Below are 23,676 nucleotides of genomic sequence, written 5' to 3'. Positions count from 1 at the left end.
GGGTGCAAATTTAAGTAATTCTTTTGTGATGTACAACAAAAGAAAATTAGTTTTTTGAAATTTCTTTTAGAAGCATTTCGAAAGCTTTATTTATTGTCTTTTTAATAACGCGAAAACGGTCATTTCCAAAGCTGAACTTTTCTGAAACAATTCCTCTGGGCGAAGCAATAGCAATACATACCGTGCCAACTTCATCTACGGCATCGCCTTTTGTTGGGCCAGCAATTCCAGTGGTTGCAATAGCAAAATCTGTGTTGAAAAGCTTGCAACAATTCGCCGCCATGCTTTCTGCCACTTCAATACTCACAACAGTATATTCTTCTATTAAGGAAGAAGGAACCCCAAGAATCTGTGTTTTTAGTTCTGTTTTATACGGAACAATACCTCCCAAGAAAAAAGATGATGCGCCTGCTTCGGAAGTAATCTGTTCGGCAATAGCGCCTCCAGAACAACTTTCAGCTAAACTTAAAGTCTGATTTTTTTGATTGAGAATGTGCGCAATTCTGCCAACAATACTGGTTTCGTCTTCATAGCCAATGGCGATATCCGAAAGCATTTCACTTAAAACTTCCATTCTTGAATTAACGCTTTCCTGTAAATCCGACTCATTATTTCCGCTAGATGACAATCTTAAACGAACTTTCCCCAAGGAGGGCAAATATGCAAGTTTTATATTTTTTGGCAAGCTGTTTTCCCAATCGGCGATTCTTTCAGCAATAGCACTTTCGCCCAATCCATAGGTTAGAAGAGTTTTGTGATAAATATGCGGCCTATTGAAACGCTTAGTTACTCGCGGCAAAACTTCTTCCTGTAACAAATGCTTCATCTCATAGGGCACACCAGGGAGTGACACAAAAACACTTTCATCATTTTCCATCCACATTCCTGGAGCGGTACCATAAAGGTTCATTAACACAGTAGCTTTGGAAGGAACCATTGCTTGGCGAAAATTTGCAGGCAAAGGCTTATTGAGCTGGTATTTTTCAAAAAGATGCTTTACGTTTTCAATCACACTTTGATTTTCGATCAAAGTATCACTAAAAAAATCACAGAAGGTCTGCTTGGTTATATCGTCTTTGGTAGGCCCCAAACCCCCAGTGATAATAACTAAATCAGCGTGCTTTTTTGCATCCTCGAATGCTTGCAGAATATGTTGCCTTTCATCTTGTACCGAGGTAATCTGATAGACCTTTACCCCAATCCTGTTCAATTCTTTTGAAATATAAGCCGAATTGGTATCAACGATCTGGCCTATGAGAATCTCATCGCCTATGGTAATAATTTCTGCGAGCATGTTATAGTTGGAAGTCTTCTCTCAGTTCGTCAAACACGTGGTTTAATGTGCCAAGCACATTTTCCAGGTGCGGAAGAACTGTAGCTTTGCTTTTGGATGTCTTTGACCACGCCTCGATACTTGTAATATCCTTCAGCGCATCTATACCGAACATTTCAATGTTTGGTTTCATTTTATGGGCAAATTGATATGCCAATTCCCTGTTTTCATTCTCAATAGCTTCTTCCATGGAATGTAAATCAGGAGGGATTTCGTCTAAAAATGTTTGTGCCAAAATCTTTAAGAAATCTTGATCCCCATCAGCGATTTCACTTAGATTTTCCTTTGCATAATATTTGGTCATCTTACTTAACTTTAATGGAAAACATTTCTGCTTCCCCAATGTATCCCGTTAACATATCATCAGCTTTAACGCTACCAACGCCTGCGGGAGTGCCCGTAAAGATAATGTCCCCAATTTTCAAGGTAAAATATTTTGAAATATATTCGATTAAAGCATCAATTTTCCACATCATCAGCATTGAATTGCCATTTTGAACATTTTTTCCATTCTTTTTTAAGCTAAAATCTATGTTATTTATATCTGCAAATTGCTCCTTATCCATGAAGTTTCCAATAACTGCAGAACCGTCAAACGCTTTTGCTTTTTCCCAGGGCAACCCCTTTTCCTTTAATTCTGTCTGTAAATCGCGTGCCGTAAAATCAATTCCCAAACCGATTTCATCGTAATATTTATGGGCGAATTTTTGGTCAATGTGTTTCCCAATCCTATTAATCCTAACTAGCAATTCTACTTCGTAATGTACATCATTTGAAAACTCTGGAATAAAAAACGGCTGTTTCTTTAATAATATTGCAGTGTCGGGTTTTAAAAAAATAACCGGGTCGGTTGGTTTTGCGTTGTCCAGTTCTTTAATGTGGTCTGCATAATTTCGACCTATACAGATTATCTTCATTATAAATTTAGAATTTTGTATTTAACTTTTGAAGCCGAATGCGGGTGAGCACCTGCTTAGTGTACAAAGGAAAATCGGCATTCAGCAACCAGCCAAAGTAGCCGGAGTCTTTTTCCAAAATTTCAGTTACCAAATTTCCCTTATACTTTCCAAAAGAGAAAATCTCGATACCGTCTTCGTTATAACTTATAAAACCTGCAAAATCGGCATGATCGCGGTGTGAACTGAAATCGGCCAAATAATTGACATCGTTTTGAAGCTCCGGATACCTGTCCAATTGCGCCTTCAATACTTCGTAGGTTGCATTTGTATCGGCAGCGGCGCTGTGGGCATCGGTTAGATCCTTATTGCAGTAAAACTTATAGGCAGCCTCGAGTGTGCGCTTTTCCATTTTGTGGAAAATAGTCTGCACATCTACCGAAAGGGCTTTTTTCATATCAAAATCCACTTCGGCTCGGAGCAATTCCTCAGCCAGCAACGGAATGTCAAAACGGTTGGAGTTGAACCCGCCCAGGTCGCTATCCTTAATCAACGCATATATTTTTGGCGCCAATTCCTTAAAGGTTGGTTCGTTGGCAACCATTTCATCAGTAATTCCGTGGATTGCGGAAGATTCTGCGGGAATGGGCATTTCTGGATTTACACGCCAAGTGTGGCTTTCCTTATTTCCGTTTGGAAATACTTTTAAGATTGCTATTTCAACAATTCTGTCTGTTGCAACATTGATTCCAGTGGTTTCAAGGTCGAAGAAACAGATTGGTTTTTTTAAATTGAGTTCCATTGTTTTTTTTTGTTTTGCAAAGATACTTTTTATTGAAGTTTTGAAGGAACTTTAAAAAAGAAAAGGGGATTTTGCTTCCAAAATCCCCTTTTACATTATAATATATGTGAAATTAAATTTCTCTGTTCACGTCCCATGCTTCCAAATAATCGGCGACGCGTTTTACGAATTGTCCACCCAAAGCACCGTTAACCACCCTGTGGTCGTAACTGTGCGAAAGAAACATTTTATGACGAATCCCAATAAAATCACCTTCGGGGGTTTCAATAACCGCAGGTACTTTTCTGATAGCGCCCAATGCGAGAATACCTACTTGCGGTTGGTTGATAATTGGCGTTCCCATGATGCTTCCAAAGGTTCCAACATTGGTAACCGTGTAGGTTCCGCCCTGTATCTCGTCTGGTTTCAGTTTGTTTTCGCGCGCACGGTTAGCAAGATCGTTCACCGCTTTGCTCATTCCTATAAGATTCAATCGGTCTGCATTTTTTATTACCGGAACAATCAGGTTTCCGTCAGGCAAGGCCGCGGCCATCCCCAGATTTATGTTTTTACGCTTAATAATATTGTTGCCGTCAACCGCAATATTCATCATCGGGAAGTCTTTCAGCGCTTTTGCAACCGCTTCCATAAATATTGGCGTGAAGGTTAAATTCTCTCCTTCGCGTTTTGCAAAGGCATTCTTCACTTTATTTCTCCAGTTCCAAACGTTGGTAACATCGCACTCCACAAAAGACTGCACGTGTGCTGAAGTTTGCGTACTTTCAACCATATGGTGGGCAATAAGTTTGCCCATTCTGGTCATTTCAACTATTTCATCCTCACCACTAACCGAAACCGGAGCTTTTGGTTTTGCGGGTTCAGCAGTTTGTGCTTTTGCAGTTTCAGGATTTTTGGCCTCCACTACTGTTTGTGGCTGGGGTGTTTCTGTTTTTGAAGAGGAACGGTTTTCAACATATTCCAAAATATCGTTTTTGGTTACACGTCCGTCTTTTCCGGTACCGGAAATCCCATCAAGTTCTGCTTGTGAAATATTCTCGGCAGCGGCAATGTTTTTCACCAAAGGCGAATAAAAGCGGTCGCCCGTATTTTCGATTGGAGCTTGGGTAGCTTGTTTGGCGGTTTCCACTTGCTTTTCAACTTCCTTCACAACTTCTGGGGAAGGAGTGCTTTCAGCAGTCGTTTTCTCAGTGCCGTTGCTTCCGGCAATTTCAATTATGGCAATGGTCTGGCCCACTTGAACCACATCATCAACGTTAAAAAGTTTTTCAACCAAAACGCCATCTACCTCGCTGGGCACTTCGCTATCCACCTTATCGGTAGCGATTTCAAGAACGGCCTCATCAGCCTCAATGGTATCGCCCACTTCCTTTAGCCAGTTGGTTAAAGTTGCCTCTGCAACGCTTTCACCCATTTTGGGCAGTTTCAATTCAAATTTTGCCATAATACTTTTTCAATGTCGAATTTGGTAAGCACAAATGCGCTTGTTTTAAAAACCTTGCAAAATTAGTTAAAATTTGTTCGTTCTTGGTTTCAAATTTCTTAAAAAACAACCACGCCGCCCTTTTCGTCGCTTTGGTCACTCCCTATTATAAAGTTGCAGCCCGAAGGACGTATGCGGAAAAGATTGTTTTTGTTCTTCAATTGTTTCATCAATTTGAAAATTTCAGCATAAGAAATATATTCTGCATCAAACACCACCAAGCTATTTTGTAAGGAAATCAGGGGATGCATATTTTTTGAAACCATTTGGAAAACAGTGGCTGTACATTCTGAAAGGTTTTCCAGCAATTCAATATTTTCGGTGAAGAAGTAATTCCGTTCCAAATTTGGAAGTGGTTCCACTTTTTTATCGAAAGAGATTTTATGTGCCGCTTTGGCCAAGGCAACCCCGGCAGAAACGGAACTTCCCAACAGAAAATTTTTGTTGAAATGCTTTTGGTAAAAAATCTGCATTGCGCCATAGAAACGTTCAAAATAGGCATCGTCCTTCTTGGTGCTTTCGCCTTTATAGTGAAGCACGGTAGTGTCACCAAAATAATGGTTTTGATATCCTGCCTTTGTTATTTTATATGAAAAATCTATGTCTTCACCATACATAAAATAGTCTTCATCAAACCCGCCCACTTGGTTGTAAATGCTTCTTTTCAAAAGCATAAAAGCTCCCACGAGCACCTCAACCGAGCCTTTTTCACTTTCAATTATATGATTTGCATAATATTTCTGTGTAAAACCGGTAAGTTTCATCAAAGAAACCTTTGGGGTAGGAAGGTTTCTTTTGCTTTCGGGCAGGAAGTTTCCTGTTCCATCCATCAAATAAACACCGAGCGCACCAATATTTTCGATACTCTCATAATATTCAATGGTTTTTCTAAAGGTATCTTCAGAGACAGCAGTATCTGGGTTCAGAATACAAACGTACTCGCCCTTTGCAACGGCTACGGCTTGATTGTTTGCTTTACTGAAGCCTACATTTTCCTTGTTTTCAATTAAAACTACATTTGGAAAAAGGGATTTTACCATCTGGCAGCTATCGTCCTTGGAGTCATTGTCAATAACAATGATTTCAGCATCCCAATATTTGGTAGCCTTTTGAACCGAACGAATGCATTGTTCCAAAAAATAACGAACATTATAATTAAGTATAACGACAGATAGTTTCAAAACTTACGTGCTTTTTAAAGAAGATTCAAAAGGAATACGATGTAAAATGCTTCGGCCAAGGGTAACCTCATCTGCATACTCAAGTTCATCGCCTACCGAAATTCCACGGGCAATGGTGGTGGTGGTTATATTGTAGGGTTCAATTTGTTTATAGATGTAAAAATTGGTTGTATCGCCTTCCATTGTGGAGCTGAGCGCAAAAATAAGCTCACGGACGTTTCCGGTCTTTACTTTTTCAACTAAGGAAGGAATCGTCAAATCGCCTGGGCCAATGCCGTCCATCGGGGAAATTTTTCCGCCCAAAACGTGGTAGTGTCCACGATATTGACTCGTATTTTCTATGGCCATTACATCGCGAATGTCCTCAACAACACAAACCAGTTGTTCATCGCGACGCGGATTTGCACAAATTTCACAGAGTTTTGTATCACTTATATTATGGCAATTTGCACAGAAGTTTATTTCCTCGCGCATTTTTACCAATCCAGCTGCTAATTTTTGTGATTGCTCCTTGGGCTGTTTAAGTAAATGAAGTACTAAACGAAGTGCCGTACGCTTGCCAATTCCAGGGAGTTGGGACATTTCATTCACCGCATTTTCAAGAAGTTTTGAAGAAAATTCCATAGCTTAATTCGTGCTGGCAAGTTAAAAAAAATGCTTCAGAAAAAGTGACTTTTCCTGAAGCATTCCTATTATAATAAAAACCTTTTATTTTATAAGAAGTTTTTTGGTTGCTGTCCCTTCTTCACTGTTAATGCGAACAAAGTACGTTCCGCTTGAAAGTGACGAAACATCAATTGAATATTTGTTTGAAATTAATTGTTTTGCTTCCTTAAGGAGAAGTTTTCCGGAAATATCAAAAACCCTGATTTCAGCTTTCATCGCCTTTGGTAAGGCAATGGTAAATTGAGAGTTTGCTGGGTTTGGATATAAAGACACGTTATTTTCAGAAATTCTATCTTCAATTCCCGCAACACCAGTCACCAATGGAGATGCCCAAAGGCCTCTTCCGTAAGTTCCTGCATACAGCAAGCCATCAACTTTGTTAATTTCCAACTCATTTACATATACATTTGGCAACAGGTTACTGTAAGGCTGCCAATCTGTGAAGGTATTGTCTATATAATAAATTCCGTAATCCATACCCAGATACAGTCCATCTTGACCATTATCATCCCATACTACCGCAAAAGCACTAAAATTTGGAAGGTTCTTTTTATAGTTTATCCAAGTTGCGCCTCCATCATTTGAAACCATTACACGGTTAGTTGAAGTTACGGCTACGGCAATTTTATTAGGGTCCGTAGGATGTATTGCTATTGAATTAATTGCTCCGCCAGCGCTTGTAGTTTGCACCCAATCGGTTGCTCCCCCATCAGTTGTTTTGAAAAGAAATGCCGATCTGGAAGCATACATTATTTGGTTATCGGAAGGTGCAATTTTTAAATTATCAAGATTTGCACCTAAATTTTGTGAAGCTGCCGTCCAGCTTCCACCAAAAGTTGTAGACTTGTAAACTACATTGTATCCTACATATATTACGTTATCAGTAATCGGATCTTGCTCAAATGGAGTAACCCAATTTCCTGATCCATTTCCAGGCTCGTTAAGGCCAGTATAGGAACTTCCTCCGTTATTGGAACGATAAAGTTGACCTCCCTGGGTAGTACCGTAAAATAAATTATTGTTGGTTTTATCTATAAATGATTCCATACCATCTGCTCCCAACCAATCTCTCCATCCAGTAGCGGCAGTATAAAACGAGGTGCCATTATCCTGGGAACCTCCTGAAACTATAACATCAGCTGTTTGTGAAACTCCTATTTTATAAAATTGACGAATTCCTAAACCATCGGTTAAATCTTCGTAATAATTGGCAGTAACTGTTCCTGTATTTGCAGCTTTAAAAACACCTCCATCGGTAACCGCAAATAGAGAAGTTCCGTAGAACTGAAGATCATCTACATCGGCGTGGCAGTAACCAATATTTTGAGAAGAAGCGTTTCCTGGAATCCAATCTGAAGTACACGAGAAATTAACACCCCCGTTTGTGGAGCGCCAAGTAAGGATTCCTGCAATATGCACTTCATTTACATCAGTGGGGTTAACCGCAATCCCCATATCGCGAGGAGCTTGACCGCTATTGTCATTTCCGCTAGTGCTATAACCAAAGAAGTTAAGGCCTCCGTGATTTAATTTTGTGAAGGAACTACCGCTATCATTGGAAGTATAAAACCCACCAAATCTACCACCGTTTGCTTCCAAAACATACACCACGTTTGCGTCATCTGCAGAAACACCAATCATTTTTGCCCCAGAGGTAAAACCGCCAATTGTAGTGAATGTGGCTCCACCATCTGTAGATTTATGAAAACCGCTTCCTGAAGCGTATACTACTGAAAGATCGCCTGGTTTAAATTCGACATCATAACCGCTATTGTCTCCTGAAACTACTTTCACCCAATTGGCACCGCCATCTGTGGTTCTATAAATTCCAGAGTTTTCAGAAGTACCAAATATCATGTTAGTATTAGACGGGTTGATTACTATCTTGTTTACCCTACTGCTTCCAATAGTTCCCAGAACATTCCAAGTGGCTCCAGCATCGGTTGATTTAAATATTTTTCCACTATTTGAACCAAAAAAATAGGTGTCAGAATCTGTTGGATCTATAGCAACTGAATAAACCGATAAGTTAGAGAAATAATCACTTAAAGGCGTCCAAGTCTGGGCGCCATCGGTGGTTCTCCAAACACCGCCGGTATTTGCGCCAACAATCATATGGTTTGCATCTCCCTCGTCTATAGCAAGACCCGTAATTCTACCTACACCTGGGTTCCATCCTGATGTAGCGTTCCAAGATGTTGGACCTAATTCTTGCCAGTTATCCGGAAGCACACGACGGCTGGATGCCGTTTCATTTAAATAAGCATTCCATTTTTGAAGTTCGTTTAAACGCTCCTCGGTTGTAGGAAGATACCCATCCTCTTTCACTCTTCTGAGAGCGTTGTACTCCCATCTTTTAAATTGTTTGTACCCACTTCCACGACCTTTGTCTTTATCGGCAAAGTAAGCTTCGGCACTGTCAATAATCTCTTGTACCTTATAGGTACCCGCATCAATCATCTCAAGGTATTCCTGTGCCTGAACGACAAAAGAACCAAAAAATAATGTAAAAAGTAGAAGTAATTTAAAACGCATCTTTTTAATTTTAAGGAAGTTATATAATTATTTAATCAAAGTTTTCAAATGTATTAAAAATTAAAATGTTGAAGTACCCATTCTTTGTATTTTTACCAAAAAAACTGCTGTAATAATATTGAAGTCTTAAATTTTATGCAATCCTTACACATTCTGCTACTTATTCTTGGATATTTTTTGGTTTTAATTCTAATTTCCTATTTCACCAATAAAGGCGGCAGTAATGCAGATTTTTTTAAGGCAGGAAAACAGTCGCCATGGTATTTGGTTGCCTTTGGAATGATTGGCGCCTCGCTGAGTGGCGTTACCTTTATATCGGTTCCCGGATGGGTAGAGGCTTCAAAGTTTAGTTATTTTCAGGTTGTACTGGGCTATATTGTGGGCTATGCAGTTATTGGCACGGTGCTGCTTCCGCTGTATTACCGTTTAAATTTGACTTCAATTTATACCTATCTGGAAGGACGATTCGGAAATGCTTCATATAAAACGGGTGCTTCCTTTTTCTTACTTTCAAGAGTTGTCGGGGCTAGCTTTCGACTGTATTTAGTGGCAGTGGTACTGCAAAGTTTGATTTTTGACGCCATGAACATCCCTTTTTGGGTAACCGTAACCATCACTATTTTGTTGATTTGGCTTTACACTTTCAAAAGCGGGATAAAAACAATTGTTTGGACAGATACACTGCAAACTCTTTTCATGCTTATAGCCGTTGGGGTTTCGGTATATTATGTTTCTACAGATTTAGGGCTTTCGGGAAGTCAACTATTCACTTTTATTGCCGATAGCGATATGAGCCAGATTTTCTTTTTTGAAGATTGGAAATCTGCCGATCATTTTGTGAAGCAATTTATCAGCGGAGCCTTCATCGCTATTGTAATGACGGGACTGGACCAAGATATGATGCAGAAGAACTTGACCTGCCGTAATTTGAAAGACGCTCAGAAAAACATGTTTTGGTTTACCATTGTCCTTACCATCGTGAATTTTGTGTTTTTGGTACTCGGTTTGTTGCTGACTGTTTACGCAGCACAGAACGGGATAGATGCCCACAAGGACCAATTGTACCCAACGCTTGCAATGCAAAACGAATTTGGGATTGGAGTGGCCGTGCTTTTCATTCTAGGATTGATTGCTGCGGCATATAGTAGTGCAGATAGTGCTTTAACAGCCCTCACCACTTCTTTCAGTATTGATATACTTGAAATTGAAAAAAAATATGACGAGGCCAAGCAGATACGCGTACGTAAGTTAATACACATTTTGGTTTCATTGGTGCTGATAGCTGTTATCATCATTTTTAAATATGCAATTGCTGATGATTCGGTAATTGCGAAGCTGTTTGTTTTTGCCGGATATACCTATGGCCCGCTTTTGGGTTTATATGCCTATGGGCTTTTTACGAAGTGGACCGTAAAAGACAGGTTAGTGCCTATTGTGGCAATATCGACTCCCTTTTTAGGATATTTAATCAGTGCCCTTAGTGCGGCCTATTTAAATTTCGAATTTGGGTTTTTTATACTTATTTTGAACGGAGCGCTTACCTTTTTCGGTCTAATATTGATTCGTTCCCAAAAGAACTAAGGTACAGGCAACCTCACTTTTAATATTGTTTTTTTTAAGTATTTCATAAAGCGCAGGGTTTTCAGTGCCCGGATTGAAAACCACGCGTTTTGGTTTTAACGAAACGATATAATCGTAATATTCCTCTTGGCGTTTGGGGTTTAAATAGAGTGTTACGGTGTCAATGTTTTCAAATTGTTTCTTTTCCGTGGAAATTTCCACACCCGCCACAATACCTTTTCTTAAACCCACTGCTTCTACGGCATGTCCATTACTTACCAATCGGTTTATTGCAAGGTTGGAATAGCGTCCTGGATTTAGGCTAGCGCCCAATACTAGTGTTTTCTTCATTTTGATAGTTTTTTTATGAAAATACAATACTCTTCAGCAACATTTCATAAATGTTCGTTAAAATGAAAAGAGCGATGAAACATTACTAAAGTTTGAGCGTCTATATAGTAGTTAGAATTTCATTCTTTACTGCGACAATTTTTACGTTGATGGTTAGTGTTAATAATTGCAGTAAAGATTCAAACCCGAAGCGCTCGCTTCGGGTTTGTTTTTTTATATAAAAACCTCCACTTTAGGTGTAACAGAAGAAAAAATATTTCGTCTTGTATATATAAGCTCGGTAACATTTGCGCTTTTAGTATGTTATACAAGATACTATCTAATGGAACATACCGCTCTTATTTAATTCATTAATCATTAACATCAATCAATCACAAAATGAAAAACATTTTTTTATTAATCACATTCATCACATTTGGCACGTTACACGCTTTTGTTGACCCTACAGAAAAACCGGGCAATATCTACGGTAGTGTTACGGACAAAGTTCTAAATGAACCACTTCCCTACGTAACTGTAGTGGTAAAAGATTTAAATGGCGAAATTATTACCGGTGCAGTAACCGACGATGCTGGTAAATTTGAAATCCACAAAATACCGGAAGGCAAAAGCCAGGTAATTATTCAGTATATAGGATATAAAGTTTTTACAACTGAAATAAACATCACGAAAGGAAATGAAGATATATACTTGGGCAATATATTGCTTGAGGAAGATATAGCATCGCTAGATGAGGTAAATATTGTAGCCGAAAGGTCCACCATTGAACAACGTTTGGACAAAAAGGTAATAAACGTGGGCAAAGACCTATCTACGGCTGGCCCCACTGCTTCAGACATCATGAACAACTTACCCACAGTGAGCATTGACCAACAAACAGGTGAACTATCAATGCGAGGCAACGGAAACGTACGCGTAATGGTAGATGGCAAACTTTCAAACATTCCCGTAGCACAATTGCTAAAGCAGATTCCGTCGTCATCCATAAAGCAAATTGAACTTATTACCAATCCTTCGGCAAAATACAATCCTGAGGGCATGAGCGGTCTAATTAATATTATTCTTCATAAAAATGTGAACGTGGGTTTTAACGGGAATGCTTCCGTTGGGCTAACGTATAGGGAAAACGCAAAATTCAATGCGGGTTTGGATATGAATTACAGAAATGGAAAATTTAATTTCTATGCCAACCTTAGTAATAATGTTTCCAAAAACGAGAATGACGGACTCATTACACGTTCCCTGAACAACTCAAAAGAAGTGATACATTTTTTGGACGATAGTAAATCCAACCTTTTTAAAGTGGGAATGGATTATTATTTAAATGACAAAAACACGATATCCTTCTTTACCAATCAAAATTTATACGAAGGAAAAGGCGACGGAAGTTCCACAATTTTTTATTTGGACCAACCATCTCTCAACCAACAACAATTATTCTATTTTGCCAATGAAAATGTATCATCACAATATAATTTCGACTATAAAGTAAATTTTGAAAAAGCGGATCACAGTCTTGAGCTAGAAGCAGATTATAATATATTTTCAAATGAAACCATCGGAAAATATAAATTTCGCGGAGCTTCACCTTTAGAAAATTTTTCGGACAATGATGAAACGGACCGCAATCAACTAACCGTGAATCTTGATTATGTAAATCCAATTTCAGAAAGTATAAAAATTGAAGCAGGGGCCGAGGCACGGCTTTTTGAAACTACCATAGATTATGCCTCCAACGGCAAAAGTTACAATGCCAATGGCGAGTTAACAGATACGCCGTCAACGCGCTTTGAATACGTTCGCGATATCTATTCATTTTATGCCACTTTCGGAAAAACCTATGAAAAATGGTCTTACCAGCTAGGCGCACGAGTTGAAAACGTTAGCGTAAAAGCCGATACAAACAAAGTGCGTGCCTTCACCAATGATTATTTTCAGGTGTATCCCAGTGCTTTTGTAACGTATTCTCCCAGCGAAAAAAACCAGTATCAGCTTAGTTACAGCCGAAGGGTAGATCGTCCGGGACTCGATCAGGTAAACCCCATTCGAGAGTTTAGTACACCCTTAATTTCTTCTTTCGGAAACATAAACTTGGAGCCTCAGTTTACCAATTCAATAGAGGCCAATTACACCCGTAATTTTGAAATGGGAAGTTTCACTGGCGGATTGTTCTACCGATTGGTGGATAACGAAATAAACCGTGCAATACTCGTAGATCGCACAAATTTAGATAGGTCTATTCTTACCTTTCAAAATTTCAGCAGTACCGATTTATACGGAATTGAACTTTCCTCAAACTACAAACCCGCAAAATGGTGGAGTTTTAATACCAGTTTTGAGCTTTACAAACAAACCCAAAAAGGTATTACCGAAACTTTTGAAAACGCTACGGGAACTCCAACTGAGGACGATATAATAACACAAGTTGTAGAAACAGATAACGTTGCCTGGAATGTTAGAATGTCGAATAATTTTACGGTTACCAAAAACCTTACTTTATCGGCCTTTGGACTTTACCGAGCAAAAAACAAGGGAATTCAGTTTGAATCTGAACCCCTCTATTTTGTGAATTTGGGCGCGCGATATAGTTTATGGGAAGGCCGCGGAACCTTTAGTGTAAATTATAATGACGTTTTTAATTCCATGAAATTTGCATTTAGCGGAAACACCCCCTATCCACAGAGCGGGGAATTTAAAAATGAAAGCAATACCATTTATGTAGGATTGGCCTATAGATTCGGAGGAAGCAATTATCGTGCAAAGAGCCGAAAAAATAGAGACGATAACACCTCATCTGGAGGCGGAGGAATTTTCTAGTCCGTTATTATTTTGTTAAAAAGCCATTAGTAGTGAAACTATTGGCAATTTCATTTCGTCTATTATAATGCAATACCTAAAATTTCATTTTATAATTTATTTGAATTAGCCTTTAAAAAATTATACCTTTTTTGGGTAAAACAAAAGCCTTTCAGTTTTGCTGAAAGGCTTTTTATATTTTTCATTTTTTTTTGGGGCTTACCATCTAATAATTGCGCTCCCCCAAGTAAAACCACTCCCGAAGGCTGCCAATACCACCAAATCTCCTTCTTTTATTTTACCCTCTTCCCAAGCTTCGGTCAATGCAATTGGGATAGATGCTGCAGTAGTATTTCCGTATTTTTGAATATTATTAAAAACCTGCTCGTCTTTCAATTTCATTTTTTGCTGTATAAACTGCGAAATGCGCAAATTAGCCTGATGCGGAATAAGCATATCAATATCTTTCACTTCCAGATTATTTGCTTCCAATCCTTCTTGAATTACCTCGGCAAAACGAACAATAGCATGCTTAAAAACAAACTGTCCGTTCATCACCGGATAATATGGAATATTTTCCTTCGGGTCTTCTGCAATAATTTTTGGCACCCAATGAGCGGTGCTCGGCCCCTGCAATGAAAGCTCGTTTTTATGTTGCCCTTCACTGTGCAGATGTGTAGATAAAATCCCACCTTTTCCTGTTTTATTTCTCGAAACAACAGCCGCCCCGGCACCGTCGCCAAAAATCACGGAAACATTTCTTCCGCGGGTGGTAAAATCGAGTCCGCCACTGTGGTTTTCACTACCAATTACCAAGATGTTTTTGTACATTCCCGTTTTTACAAATTGATCGGCCACCGAAAGCGCATACACAAAACCGCTGCATTGATTGCGAACGTCCAAAGCCGGAATGGTGCGCATACCCATCATTTCCTGCACTTCCACTCCCCCGCCCGGAAAATACATATCTGGACTCAGTGTGGCAAAAACAATCATATCTATATCGTTTGGCTGAAGATTGGCGCGTTCCAAGGCAATGGTGGACGCCTTTACGGCCATAACCGAAGTGGAATTGCCATCGCCCTTTTTAATATGTCTGCGTTCCTTAATGCCAGTACGTTCCTGGATCCACGCATCGTTGGTATCCATTAATTTTGAAAGATCGTCGTTGGTAACCACATTTTCGGGCACATAATATCCCAAACCAGTAATTTTTGAAGTGTACATTTATTTCAATTTAAAATAATTTGGAAAGATAACCATATACTGCTTTTAAAGGAAACAAAATACAGTTTATATAGTATGCATGCATAACAAATAACTTCTATTAATTTTGAATATCTTTAGGCTCTTAAAAATTTTATCATGAAAAAAACCATTGCCATTGTTGTATTCTTTTTAATGTGTGCAAATTTTATTGCACAGGAAAAACTAACCTATCAAAAGCCCCCAAAAGAAATTCTGGAACTGGTGGACGCTCCATTGGCGCCTTCGGTTTGGATTGATAGTAACGGAGAAAATGTAGTGCTTTTTTATCGCGATGCCTATAAATCTATTGCCGAACTATCGGAACCAGAAATGCGTTTGGGCGGACTTCGCATAAACCCCAATACCAATATTGGTAGCCGTACAAGGTTTTTTAACAACTTAAAAGTAAAGAAAGCTACTGAAAAAGATGCGCGGCAAGTTTTGGGGATACCCGAGAATCCGAGACTTTCTAGTTTTACAATTTCACCAAACCAAAAAATGGTTGCTTTTTTAAATACCACCGATAGTGGGGTGCAGCTTTGGCTTGCAGATATTGAAAGTGTCTCCGCCAGACAGCTTAGTACTTTAAAAGTAAATGCGAATATGGGCAACCCTCTCAACTGGTTTAAAGATGGCAGCGCACTATTGGTAAACGTTATTCCGATAGATAGAAAAGATTTAATAAATACAGATGAAGCCGTGCCCGATGGGCCAACTATTACCGTTAGCGATGGCGAAAAGGCGCAAAATAGAACCTATCAGGATTTGCTGAGCAGCCCAAACGACGAGTATAATTTTGAACAATTGGCACGTTCGGAAATTAAGAAGATTTCGGTGGATGGAAAGGTAGAAGATTTTCTTCCCACGGCCATGTACGACGAACTTGATTTTTCGCCAGACGGCAATTATGTAATGGTATCAACAATTAAAAGACCCTTTTCTTACATAGTGCCGTACAGCCGTTTTCCATTTGAAACCAATATTTATAGCAATGAAGGCAAACTAATTAAAAAAGTGAATGATGTACCGTTGAACGAAGTAGAACCCAAAGGTTTTATGGCAACCCGAATGGGAAAAAGAAGAATGAATTGGCGCGCCGATAAACCTGCCACTATTTATTGGGCCGAAGCTTTGGACAAAGGCGATCCGGAAGTAAAAGTAGATTATCGCGATGCGGTTTATGAATTGCCTGCACCTTTTAGCGGAAACGAAAAACTGCTTATAAAAACCAAAAACCGGTACTCCGGAATTAACTGGGGAAATGACAATCTTGCCATTGCTTCAGATTATTGGTGGAACGACCGAAATACAAAATCATATATTTTTAATCCTTCAAATGCTTCGGAAACGCCGAAGATCATTTTCGACAGAAATTATCAGGACCGTTATAACGATCCCGGCAATTTTGTAACCACCCGAAACGATTTTGACGAAAGAGTGCTCGAAATAGTTGACGGCAATGCATTTTTGATGGGCGATGGCTTTTCGGACGAAGGACAATTTCCTTTTATAGATGAATTCAATTTAAAAACACAAAAGACGAAACGCATCTATAAATCTGAATATACCGATAAGCTCGAAAACTTAAATTCGGCAATCGATATGAAGAAAGGGAAGGTTTTAGTGCGCATAGAATCGCAAAATGAGTACCCCAATTATTACTTCAGAAATATTAAAAAGAAAAATGATTTAACGCCTGTAACTTCTTTTGAAAATCCATTTAAAAGCATCCAAAACGTACACAAAGAAGTAATTACCTACAAGCGCGATGACGGACTGGAATTGGAAGGAACTCTATATCTGCCAATAGGTTACGATATGCAAAACAAAGAAAAAATGCCAATGATTCTTTGGGCATATCCGCGCGAATTTAAGGATAAAAACAGCGCGTCGCAAAACACAACAAACCCCAATGAATTTATTTACCCCTATTACGGGTCGCCCATTTATTGGGTAACCCAGGGCTATGTGGTCTTGGATGATGCCGCCTTTCCCATTGTGGGCGAAGGTGATGAAGAGCCTAATGATACTTTTAGGACCCAATTGGTTGGCAACGCCAAAGCCGCCATTGATGCCGTTGACAAAATGGGCTATATCGATAGAAATCGTGTAGGCGTGGGCGGCCATTCCTACGGAGCGTTTATGGTTGCAAATTTGTTGAGCCACTCAGATCTTTTTGCTGCGGGGATCGCACGGAGCGGTGCATACAATAGAACCCTTACGCCTTTTGGTTTCCAAAGTGAGGAGCGCAGCTATTGGGATTCGCCCGAAACCTATAATACCATGTCGCCTTTTATGCACGCCGACAAAATGAAAACCCCTTTGCTGCTTATCCACGGCGAAGCTGATAATAATTCCGGCACCTATCCGCTGCAAAGCGAGCGTTATTTCAATGCTTTAAAAGGTTTGGGAGCAACGGCAAGACTGGTTATGCTCCCGAAGGAAAGCCACGGCTACAGTGCAAAGGAAAGCATTCTGCACGTGCTATGGGAACAGGACCAATGGCTCGACAAATATGTAAAAAACAAAAATGAAAACCCAGTGAATGTTTCCGAAGAAATGAAGCAGTAGCTTAAAATACAAAAAAAGGGCGCATAAAATGCGCCCTTCTTAAACAACCTAACCAATTAAATAATAGAATATTTTTACTTTTTCATAGCAATTTAATATTCGATTACTCCCTGTAAAGATACTATTCTTTGTTTAGTGAAATTGTTAAAGGATTAAACAAAGTTTTGTTAAAGTTTAAACGTAATTCTTATAATTATTTATCGTGACCTTCGCCCCCAAATCGTTCATCAAATTATAAAGGCCAAAAAAAGTTCGATTTATATATAGGAAATGTTTGGAACCGCGATTCCCGTTCATTTTCCGAAGCTCGGTATCCTTTGAATATTTATTGCTCAGTTCGGCAATCTTTCCGAAGAATTGCTCATCGGAAAAATCAAAGCTTTCGCTGTGAAAAGGTTGGGTGAACAGACTCAGCATTTCGTGGAACAGCTCTGAAAAGAACTTTGTTTCCTCGGGCGAATCTTCCCTTTTTAAAATTTCCAAAGCGTACATTTTTTCTAAAAACACTTCCGGATTGTTGATGTTTTCTGGTTTTGCCAATTCAAAATAAGGCACATAGAATTCCTCGGGAACGGTTTTTACACAACCAAAATCTATCGCAATCAGGTTTGCATCTTCATTCACCAAAAAATTTCCGGGATGCGGATCTGCGTGCACGCGCTTCAATTGGTGCATTTGGAACATATAGAAATCCCACAGCGTCTGCCCTACTTTTTGGGATTTTGCCCTATCGGTATTCGTTTGGGTGAATTCCGAAAGGTGCTGCCCCGTCATCCAGTCCATTGTGATTATGCGCTCGCCGGAAAGTTCTTCGTAATACTTCGGAAATTTTAAATTTGGAATGTTTTTACAGGCATCGGTGATTTCCTTGCTTTGTTCCACTTCCAACAAATAATCGGTTTCTTCGAGCAATTTATCTTCCACTTCCCTGAAATATTTATCGCTGTCCTTTCCTTTTATATTGAACATTTTCATCGCCACCGGCTTTACCATGGCCAGATCGCTGCTGATGCTTTCCGCAACGCCGGGATATTGTATTTTTACCGCCAAGTTTTTACCGTCCTTCGTGGCCTTGTGCACTTGCCCAATACTCGCCGCCGCAACCGATTCGGCATTAAAAGTGTCGTAAAGGCTTTCGGGCGTATCGCCAAAATATTTTTTAAAAGTTTTGCGGACCAAAGGCGCGGACAGCGGCGGCACCTGAAATTGCGCCAACGAAAATTTTTCAACATAGGCCTTTGGCATAATGTTTTTTTCCATACTCAGCATTTGCGCCACTTTCAGCGCGCTGCCCTTCAGGTTTTTAAGGCCGTCGTAAATATCCTCTGCGTTGCTTTCGTTCAACTCGTCTTTTGTGGTTTCAGAATTGACGAGCTTTTTGCCGTAATACTTCAAATAATTGCCGCCCACTTTTACACCGGTGGTCATCAATTTTGAAGCGCGCTGTATTTTATTCGTGGGAATCTTGTCTATCGTCTTCATTAGGCCATTTTTTCTTTCCATAAAAATTTTCCGAAGTCAAGCACGCTTTCCAGCGGCTGGGTATCGAAAACATCAAAAATGGCGCGAACCGATTTCTCGATGGCAATATCTGTGTTTTCAAAACCTGCAGAGTTATCGTCCATCCAGTATTTCAATAGGAAAAGGGTTTGAATCCAAGCTCCTTCGGAAAAAACGGTTACCGATTGTTTCAGGATTTTCAGCTTTTTATCTTCGTTGTTTTCACGAATCAAATCTGCAGCGAAATGCTTTATATTCTGCCGAAGTCCTTTTAACTGGCTCAAATTCCTCATCATATTTTGATGTTCCCTTAAGGTGAAAAGAATATAGCTGCGGTTTAGGGTTAACAGTTCAAAAAAGGTATAAAAAAACGTAAGCATTTTTTCTTGATTGGAATAGGCCGCATAATGCTCGTCCTTATTCGTCAAAAGAATTGTTTTCTTGTAAAACGAATTCCAAACTTCCATTTGCAGTCCTTCAAAAGAACCGAAATGTTCGTAGAATTCCGCTTCGGTAAAATTGTTCTCTTTACAAAATTTAAAAACGCTGAGCGGTGCTTTTTCCTTGGTTAAAACCCAATCCATGTATGCAGAAATTATTTTGTCTGCACTCACGCTTTTTTTTGAAGTTGATTTTTTTGGTTTTCCTGTTTTGTTTGTTGCCGTTGCCATGGTGTTTGAATATTTGTTGTTATGGAATAGGTCGTTATTCTTATGCAAAGATAACTACTGTTCAATGTTTTTATCGTTTAGTTAAACAAAATGTTCTGTTAAAGTTTGGCAAAGAATTTATGTTCATTTTGAAGTGACAACGTGGCAGAAGTGAGAGGCTTGGTATTTTATTTGACTATTAGGAAATGAATTAAAAGCATTATTAAATAAAATATAAGAAATATGAGCAAAGGAACTATTAATGTATCGGTGGACAACATTTTCCCGCTGATCAAAAAGTTTTTATACAGCGACCACGAGATTTTTCTTCGTGAATTGATTTCAAACGCAACGGATGCTACGTTAAAAATGAAGCATTTGGCGAATATTGGCGAAGCCGAAGGCGTGGAATATGGCGATCCAATTATTGAAGTGAAGCTGGACAAAAAGAAAAAGGAACTTCGCATAATCGACCAAGGAATTGGGATGACCAAAGACGAAGTTGAAAAATACATCAACGAAATCGCTTTTTCTGGCGCCGAGGAATTTATTGAAAAATACAAGGACAAAAACGGAAAGGATGCCGGCATTATTGGGCATTTCGGTCTTGGGTTTTATTCGGCGTTTATGGTTGCAAAAAAGGTAGAAATCATCACCAAAAGCTACAAAGACGAGCCAGCGGTGCACTGGACCTGCGACGGTTCGCCGGAGTTTACCATCGAAAAAGCCGACAAAAAGGAAAGAGGGACTGAGATTATCCTTCACATAGCCGACGATTCTACCGAGTTTTTGGAAGAAAGCCGCATCCGTGAATTGCTGGTGAAGTATAACAAGTTTATGCCAATTCCGATTAAATTCGGAACGCGCACCGAAACCCTTCCAAAACCCGAAGACGCAAAAGAAGAGGACAAAGCGCCAACAAAGGAAGTTGACAATATCATCAATAATCCAAATCCGGCGTGGACAAAGCAGCCGACTGAGTTGGAGGATAAAGATTATAATTCCTTTTACAGGGAATTGTACCCAATGCAGTTTGAGGAGCCGCTTTTCCACATACACTTGAACGTTGACTACCCGTTCAATCTTACCGGAATACTTTATTTCCCGAAAATGACGAACGATATGAGCATCCAAAAGGATAAAATCCAGCTCTATCAAAACCAGGTTTTCGTAACCGATAACGTGGAAGGAATCGTGCCAGAATTCTTGACGATGCTCCGTGGGGTTATTGACAGTCCGGACATTCCGCTGAACGTATCGCGAAGCTATTTGCAGGCCGATGGCGCGGTGAAAAAGATTTCAAGTTACATTACCCGTAAAGTTGCGGATAAGCTGAAAAGTCTTTTCAACAACGATCGCGAAGGTTTTGAAAAGAAATGGAACGACATTAAAATCGTTATTGAATACGGAATGTTGACCGAAGATAAATTCTTCGAAAAAGCGCAGGATTTTGCGCTGTATCCAACAGTTGATGACAAATATTTCACCTTTTCGGAATTAAAGGAAAAAATAAAAGACGTACAGACCGATAAGGACGACAATCTTGTGATCCTTTACGCTTCCAATAAAGAAGAGCAGCACAGCTACATAGAAGCCGCAAAAGACAAAGGCTATGAAGTATTGCTTTTGGATTCGCCAATAGTTGCACACTTGCTTCAAAAAGTAGAAAGCAAAGAGGAGAAAATTTCCTTTGTGCGCGTAGATAGCGATCACGTGGAAAACCTCATCAAAAAAGACGATGCACAGATATCAAAACTTTCCGATGAAGAAAAAGAAACGCTGAAAACCTTTTTGGACGGCTTTATTCCGAAGGAAAAATTCAGCGTACAATTGGAAGCTTTGGATAGCAATGCCAATCCTTTCATAATTACCGAACCCGAATTTATGCGTAGAATGAAAGATATGCAAAAAACCGGTGGTGGCGGTATGTTTGGGATGGGAGGATTTCCTGAAATGTATAACTTAATTGTGAATACCAATCACGAATTGGTAAGCGAAATTTTAAATACGAAAACCGAAAAGAAAAAAGAACGTTTGGTAAACCAAGCGCTCGATTTGGCAAGATTGAGCAAAAATTTGTTGAAGGGAGAGGAACTTACGGCTTTCATAAAGCGTAGTTATGAGATGATTAAATAGAAATCAATTAAATAAAAATAAAAAAGGCCATTGCGAAATATTTCGCAATGGCCTTTTTTATTGATAGTTCAATGTTATATTAAAATATTTTTTATAAATCTAATAATTAACATAAAAACTTAATCATAAGAGTATTTATTTAAAAAATTTAACATACTTTTAATGATCTAACTATAAATCATTTTAATTATGAAAAAAATTACGTTACTCTCCATTGCATTTATGCTTTTGACATTTACGATTGCTTTAGGGCAGACGTCACTGTCAAATTCTGGCCATTATGGAGGACTTCCCGTGATCAATGGCCCTGCAGGTAGTTCTTCTATAGAACTAGGCCACATCAATAATATGGCTCCAGTAGTCATAACGCATAGTGTCTCTCAAACTATCACGCCCGGAACAGTCACTTGCAATGCAGGAGGAATTCCTGATCAAAATAGTTTTTACAGAGATTTTGATCTTACCAATGATTTTGGTATTGTGAATGACTTTACAGTTTCAAGTGTGGAGTTTGGTGTAGAACAAATTTTAGGACCAGTGTCCCTTACATTGAACATCTACTCCACGGCTGGTCCCTTTCCTAGTGGATTTCCGGGATCTTTAACCTTACAAGGCACTTCAAATTATATTGTCGATGTTCCTGACAATCTTACAATAGTTTCAGTCCCGTTGAGCGCTACTATTCCCGCAGGATCAATAATGGTCTACGAATTGCGAATTAATTTAGGCGCAACAAACTCATTTTTCCCTGGGTCAAATGCCGCTGGACAGACTGGTGTATCTTGGATTGCAGCTCCCGCTTGCGGAATTTCAGTACCAACAAATTTTTCCTCCATAGGATTTCCCAACGTTATGATGATCATGAATGTAGTTGGCGAAGAAGTGACATCTGGCCCTCTCTCAGTTTGTAGCACTGGAAACCCTCGCCCAATTCCAGCAGCTGGCACAAGTGGATTAATGACACCCGCAATTGCTTCAGTTGCAGATGTAGGGTTAATAGGCACCAATTATACTTTAGATAATATTACCCTGAATGGCATTCATACATTTGCTGGTGACTTAGAAATTATCTTAGTTTCTCCAGCGGGAACCCGAGTAGCATTATGTACCGATAATGGTGGATCTACAGGACTTGATGCAACTGCAAATCTAATTTTTACCGATGCATCTGCTAATAATATTACTGGATGGGACTCTGGCGCCCCTCTGGCTAATTATCGCGCAGAAGGAGGCGGAAATACTTTTCCTGTTGCTTTTGGCGATGGACCTGGCGTGGATCTTAATACTATATTTGCCGGAGAATCTATAAACGGAAATTGGACATTAGAAATTAATGATGATGCAGGTGGTGACTCAGGAACCTTAAATAGTTACTGTATCACGTTCAATCCAATAACAACTATTGGCGACCCTCCAGTTATCGTCTGTCCCTCAGACATTACGGCGAACAACGTTCCGGGAACCTGTGGCGCCGTGGCCAACTATTCGGCCCTTGCCATTGATACCGAGGATGGTGATCTAACCGCAAACATCGTTTCTACGCACCCGAGCGGAAGTACCTTCCCTGTTGGCGTGACTACCGTAACCCTTTCGGTTACCGATAGCGACGGAAACACCTCTACTTGCGACTTTACCGTAACCGTAATAGACAATGAGCTGCCAGTGGCGGTTTGCCAGGATATTACCGTAGATCTTGACCCCGTTACCGGAATGGCTACCATTACCGCTGCAGATGTTGACAACGGCTCTACTGACAACTGTGGCATTGCCTCAATGAGCCTTGATGTTTCCTCATTTGATTGCTCAATGACCGGTGCAAACACCGTGGTTATGACAGTTACCGATGACTCAGGAAACATTTCTACCTGTACTTCTACCGTAACCGTTCAGGACGTTACAGCTCCTGAGGTATTCTGCGTGGGCGGATTTGGAATCTTTACGGAGTCTGAAGACTTTGAGGGTGCTACAATC

Annotated in this window: 17 protein-coding genes; 5 read left to right on the top strand and 12 right to left on the bottom strand. The window is 39.7% G+C overall.

Features of this window, described 5'->3' with window-relative positions:
- Positions 1–46 precede the first annotated feature (46 nt).
- The 8 genes from AC58DT_RS14970 to AC58DT_RS14935 form a co-directional block, all read right to left on the bottom strand.
- Positions 47–1,294 (bottom strand): competence/damage-inducible protein A, encoded by a 1,248-nt coding sequence (locus tag AC58DT_RS14970; protein WP_497217619.1) that lies wholly within the window; start codon positions 1,292–1,294, stop codon positions 47–49.
- Position 1,295: 1 nt separating this feature from the next.
- Positions 1,296–1,637 carry an Hpt domain-containing protein gene (locus AC58DT_RS14965; RefSeq protein WP_497217618.1) on the bottom strand — a complete coding sequence of 114 codons (342 nt, stop codon included), beginning with the start codon at positions 1,635–1,637 and terminating at the stop codon, positions 1,296–1,298.
- A 1-nt stretch (position 1,638) separates the two neighbouring features.
- Positions 1,639–2,250 carry a fumarylacetoacetate hydrolase family protein gene (locus AC58DT_RS14960; RefSeq protein ID WP_497217617.1) on the bottom strand — a complete coding sequence of 204 codons (612 nt, stop codon included), beginning with the start codon at positions 2,248–2,250 and terminating at the stop codon, positions 1,639–1,641.
- A 7-nt stretch (positions 2,251–2,257) separates the two neighbouring features.
- Positions 2,258–3,031 (bottom strand): exonuclease domain-containing protein, encoded by a 774-nt coding sequence (locus AC58DT_RS14955; protein ID WP_497217616.1) that lies wholly within the window; start codon positions 3,029–3,031, stop codon positions 2,258–2,260.
- 112 nt (positions 3,032–3,143) lie between these two features.
- Positions 3,144–4,472, bottom strand: a complete 1,329-nt coding sequence (locus tag AC58DT_RS14950) for a dihydrolipoamide acetyltransferase family protein (protein ID WP_497217615.1) — start codon at positions 4,470–4,472, stop codon at positions 3,144–3,146.
- A gap of 98 nt (positions 4,473–4,570) precedes the next feature.
- On the bottom strand, positions 4,571–5,692 hold the full coding sequence (locus AC58DT_RS14945) for a glycosyltransferase family 2 protein (RefSeq protein ID WP_497217614.1): 1,122 nt from the start codon (positions 5,690–5,692) through the stop codon (positions 4,571–4,573).
- 3 nt (positions 5,693–5,695) lie between these two features.
- Entirely contained in the window at positions 5,696–6,316 is a 621-nt protein-coding gene (gene recR, locus AC58DT_RS14940) for a recombination mediator RecR (RefSeq protein ID WP_497217613.1), read from the bottom strand.
- An 84-nt stretch (positions 6,317–6,400) separates the two neighbouring features.
- Entirely contained in the window at positions 6,401–8,893 is a 2,493-nt protein-coding gene (locus AC58DT_RS14935; RefSeq protein ID WP_497217612.1) for a T9SS type A sorting domain-containing protein, read from the bottom strand.
- Between the two features lie 135 nt (positions 8,894–9,028).
- Here AC58DT_RS14935 and AC58DT_RS14930 point away from each other — a divergent pair, with 135 nt between their 5' ends.
- A complete protein-coding gene (locus AC58DT_RS14930) occupies positions 9,029–10,474 on the top strand; it encodes a sodium:solute symporter (protein WP_497217611.1) in 1,446 nt (481 codons plus the stop codon).
- Here the strand turns inward: AC58DT_RS14930 and AC58DT_RS14925 are convergent.
- Positions 10,445–10,804 carry a CoA-binding protein gene (locus AC58DT_RS14925; RefSeq protein ID WP_497217610.1) on the bottom strand — a complete coding sequence of 120 codons (360 nt, stop codon included), beginning with the start codon at positions 10,802–10,804 and terminating at the stop codon, positions 10,445–10,447. The two genes, AC58DT_RS14930 and AC58DT_RS14925, sit on opposite strands and share 30 nt — an antisense overlap.
- Positions 10,805–11,182: 378 nt before the next feature.
- Here AC58DT_RS14925 and AC58DT_RS14920 point away from each other — a divergent pair, with 378 nt between their 5' ends.
- The gene (locus tag AC58DT_RS14920) at positions 11,183–13,621 is read left to right on the top strand and encodes a TonB-dependent receptor (RefSeq protein ID WP_497217609.1); all 2,439 of its coding nucleotides are present in this window, start codon (positions 11,183–11,185) and stop codon (positions 13,619–13,621) included.
- Positions 13,622–13,819: 198 nt separating this feature from the next.
- Here the strand turns inward: AC58DT_RS14920 and AC58DT_RS14915 are convergent, their stop codons facing one another.
- Positions 13,820–14,827 (bottom strand): 3-oxoacyl-ACP synthase III family protein, encoded by a 1,008-nt coding sequence (locus AC58DT_RS14915; protein WP_497217608.1) that lies wholly within the window; start codon positions 14,825–14,827, stop codon positions 13,820–13,822.
- 138 nt (positions 14,828–14,965) lie between these two features.
- Here AC58DT_RS14915 and AC58DT_RS14910 point away from each other — a divergent pair, with 138 nt between their 5' ends.
- The gene (locus AC58DT_RS14910; protein ID WP_497217607.1) at positions 14,966–17,419 is read left to right on the top strand and encodes an alpha/beta hydrolase family protein; all 2,454 of its coding nucleotides are present in this window, start codon (positions 14,966–14,968) and stop codon (positions 17,417–17,419) included.
- Between the two features lie 174 nt (positions 17,420–17,593).
- On the opposite strand, the gene AC58DT_RS14905 is transcribed toward AC58DT_RS14910, so the two are convergent.
- Together AC58DT_RS14905 and AC58DT_RS14900 are read right to left on the bottom strand one after the other, a co-directional pair.
- A complete protein-coding gene (locus AC58DT_RS14905) occupies positions 17,594–18,901 on the bottom strand; it encodes an ABC1 kinase family protein (protein WP_497217606.1) in 1,308 nt (435 codons plus the stop codon).
- Positions 18,901–19,590, bottom strand: coding sequence for a TetR/AcrR family transcriptional regulator (locus AC58DT_RS14900; RefSeq protein WP_497217605.1), 690 nt, complete (start codon positions 19,588–19,590; stop codon positions 18,901–18,903). Before AC58DT_RS14900 ends, AC58DT_RS14905 begins: the two co-directional genes overlap by 1 nt.
- Positions 19,591–19,812: 222 nt before the next feature.
- On the opposite strand from AC58DT_RS14900, the gene htpG reads away from it, so the two are divergent.
- Both htpG and AC58DT_RS14890 read left to right on the top strand, forming a co-directional pair.
- Positions 19,813–21,705, top strand: coding sequence for a molecular chaperone HtpG (htpG, locus tag AC58DT_RS14895; protein ID WP_497217604.1), 1,893 nt, complete (start codon positions 19,813–19,815; stop codon positions 21,703–21,705).
- Between the two features lie 189 nt (positions 21,706–21,894).
- A partial coding sequence (locus AC58DT_RS14890) for an HYR domain-containing protein (protein WP_497217603.1) occupies positions 21,895–23,676 on the top strand: 1,782 nt, incomplete at its 3' end.

It is taken from the genome of Aequorivita sp. CRS11 (assembly GCF_059693805.1).
The sequence above is the reverse complement of the archived record's forward strand: the minus strand, read 5'-3'. Positions and strand labels throughout refer to the sequence as shown.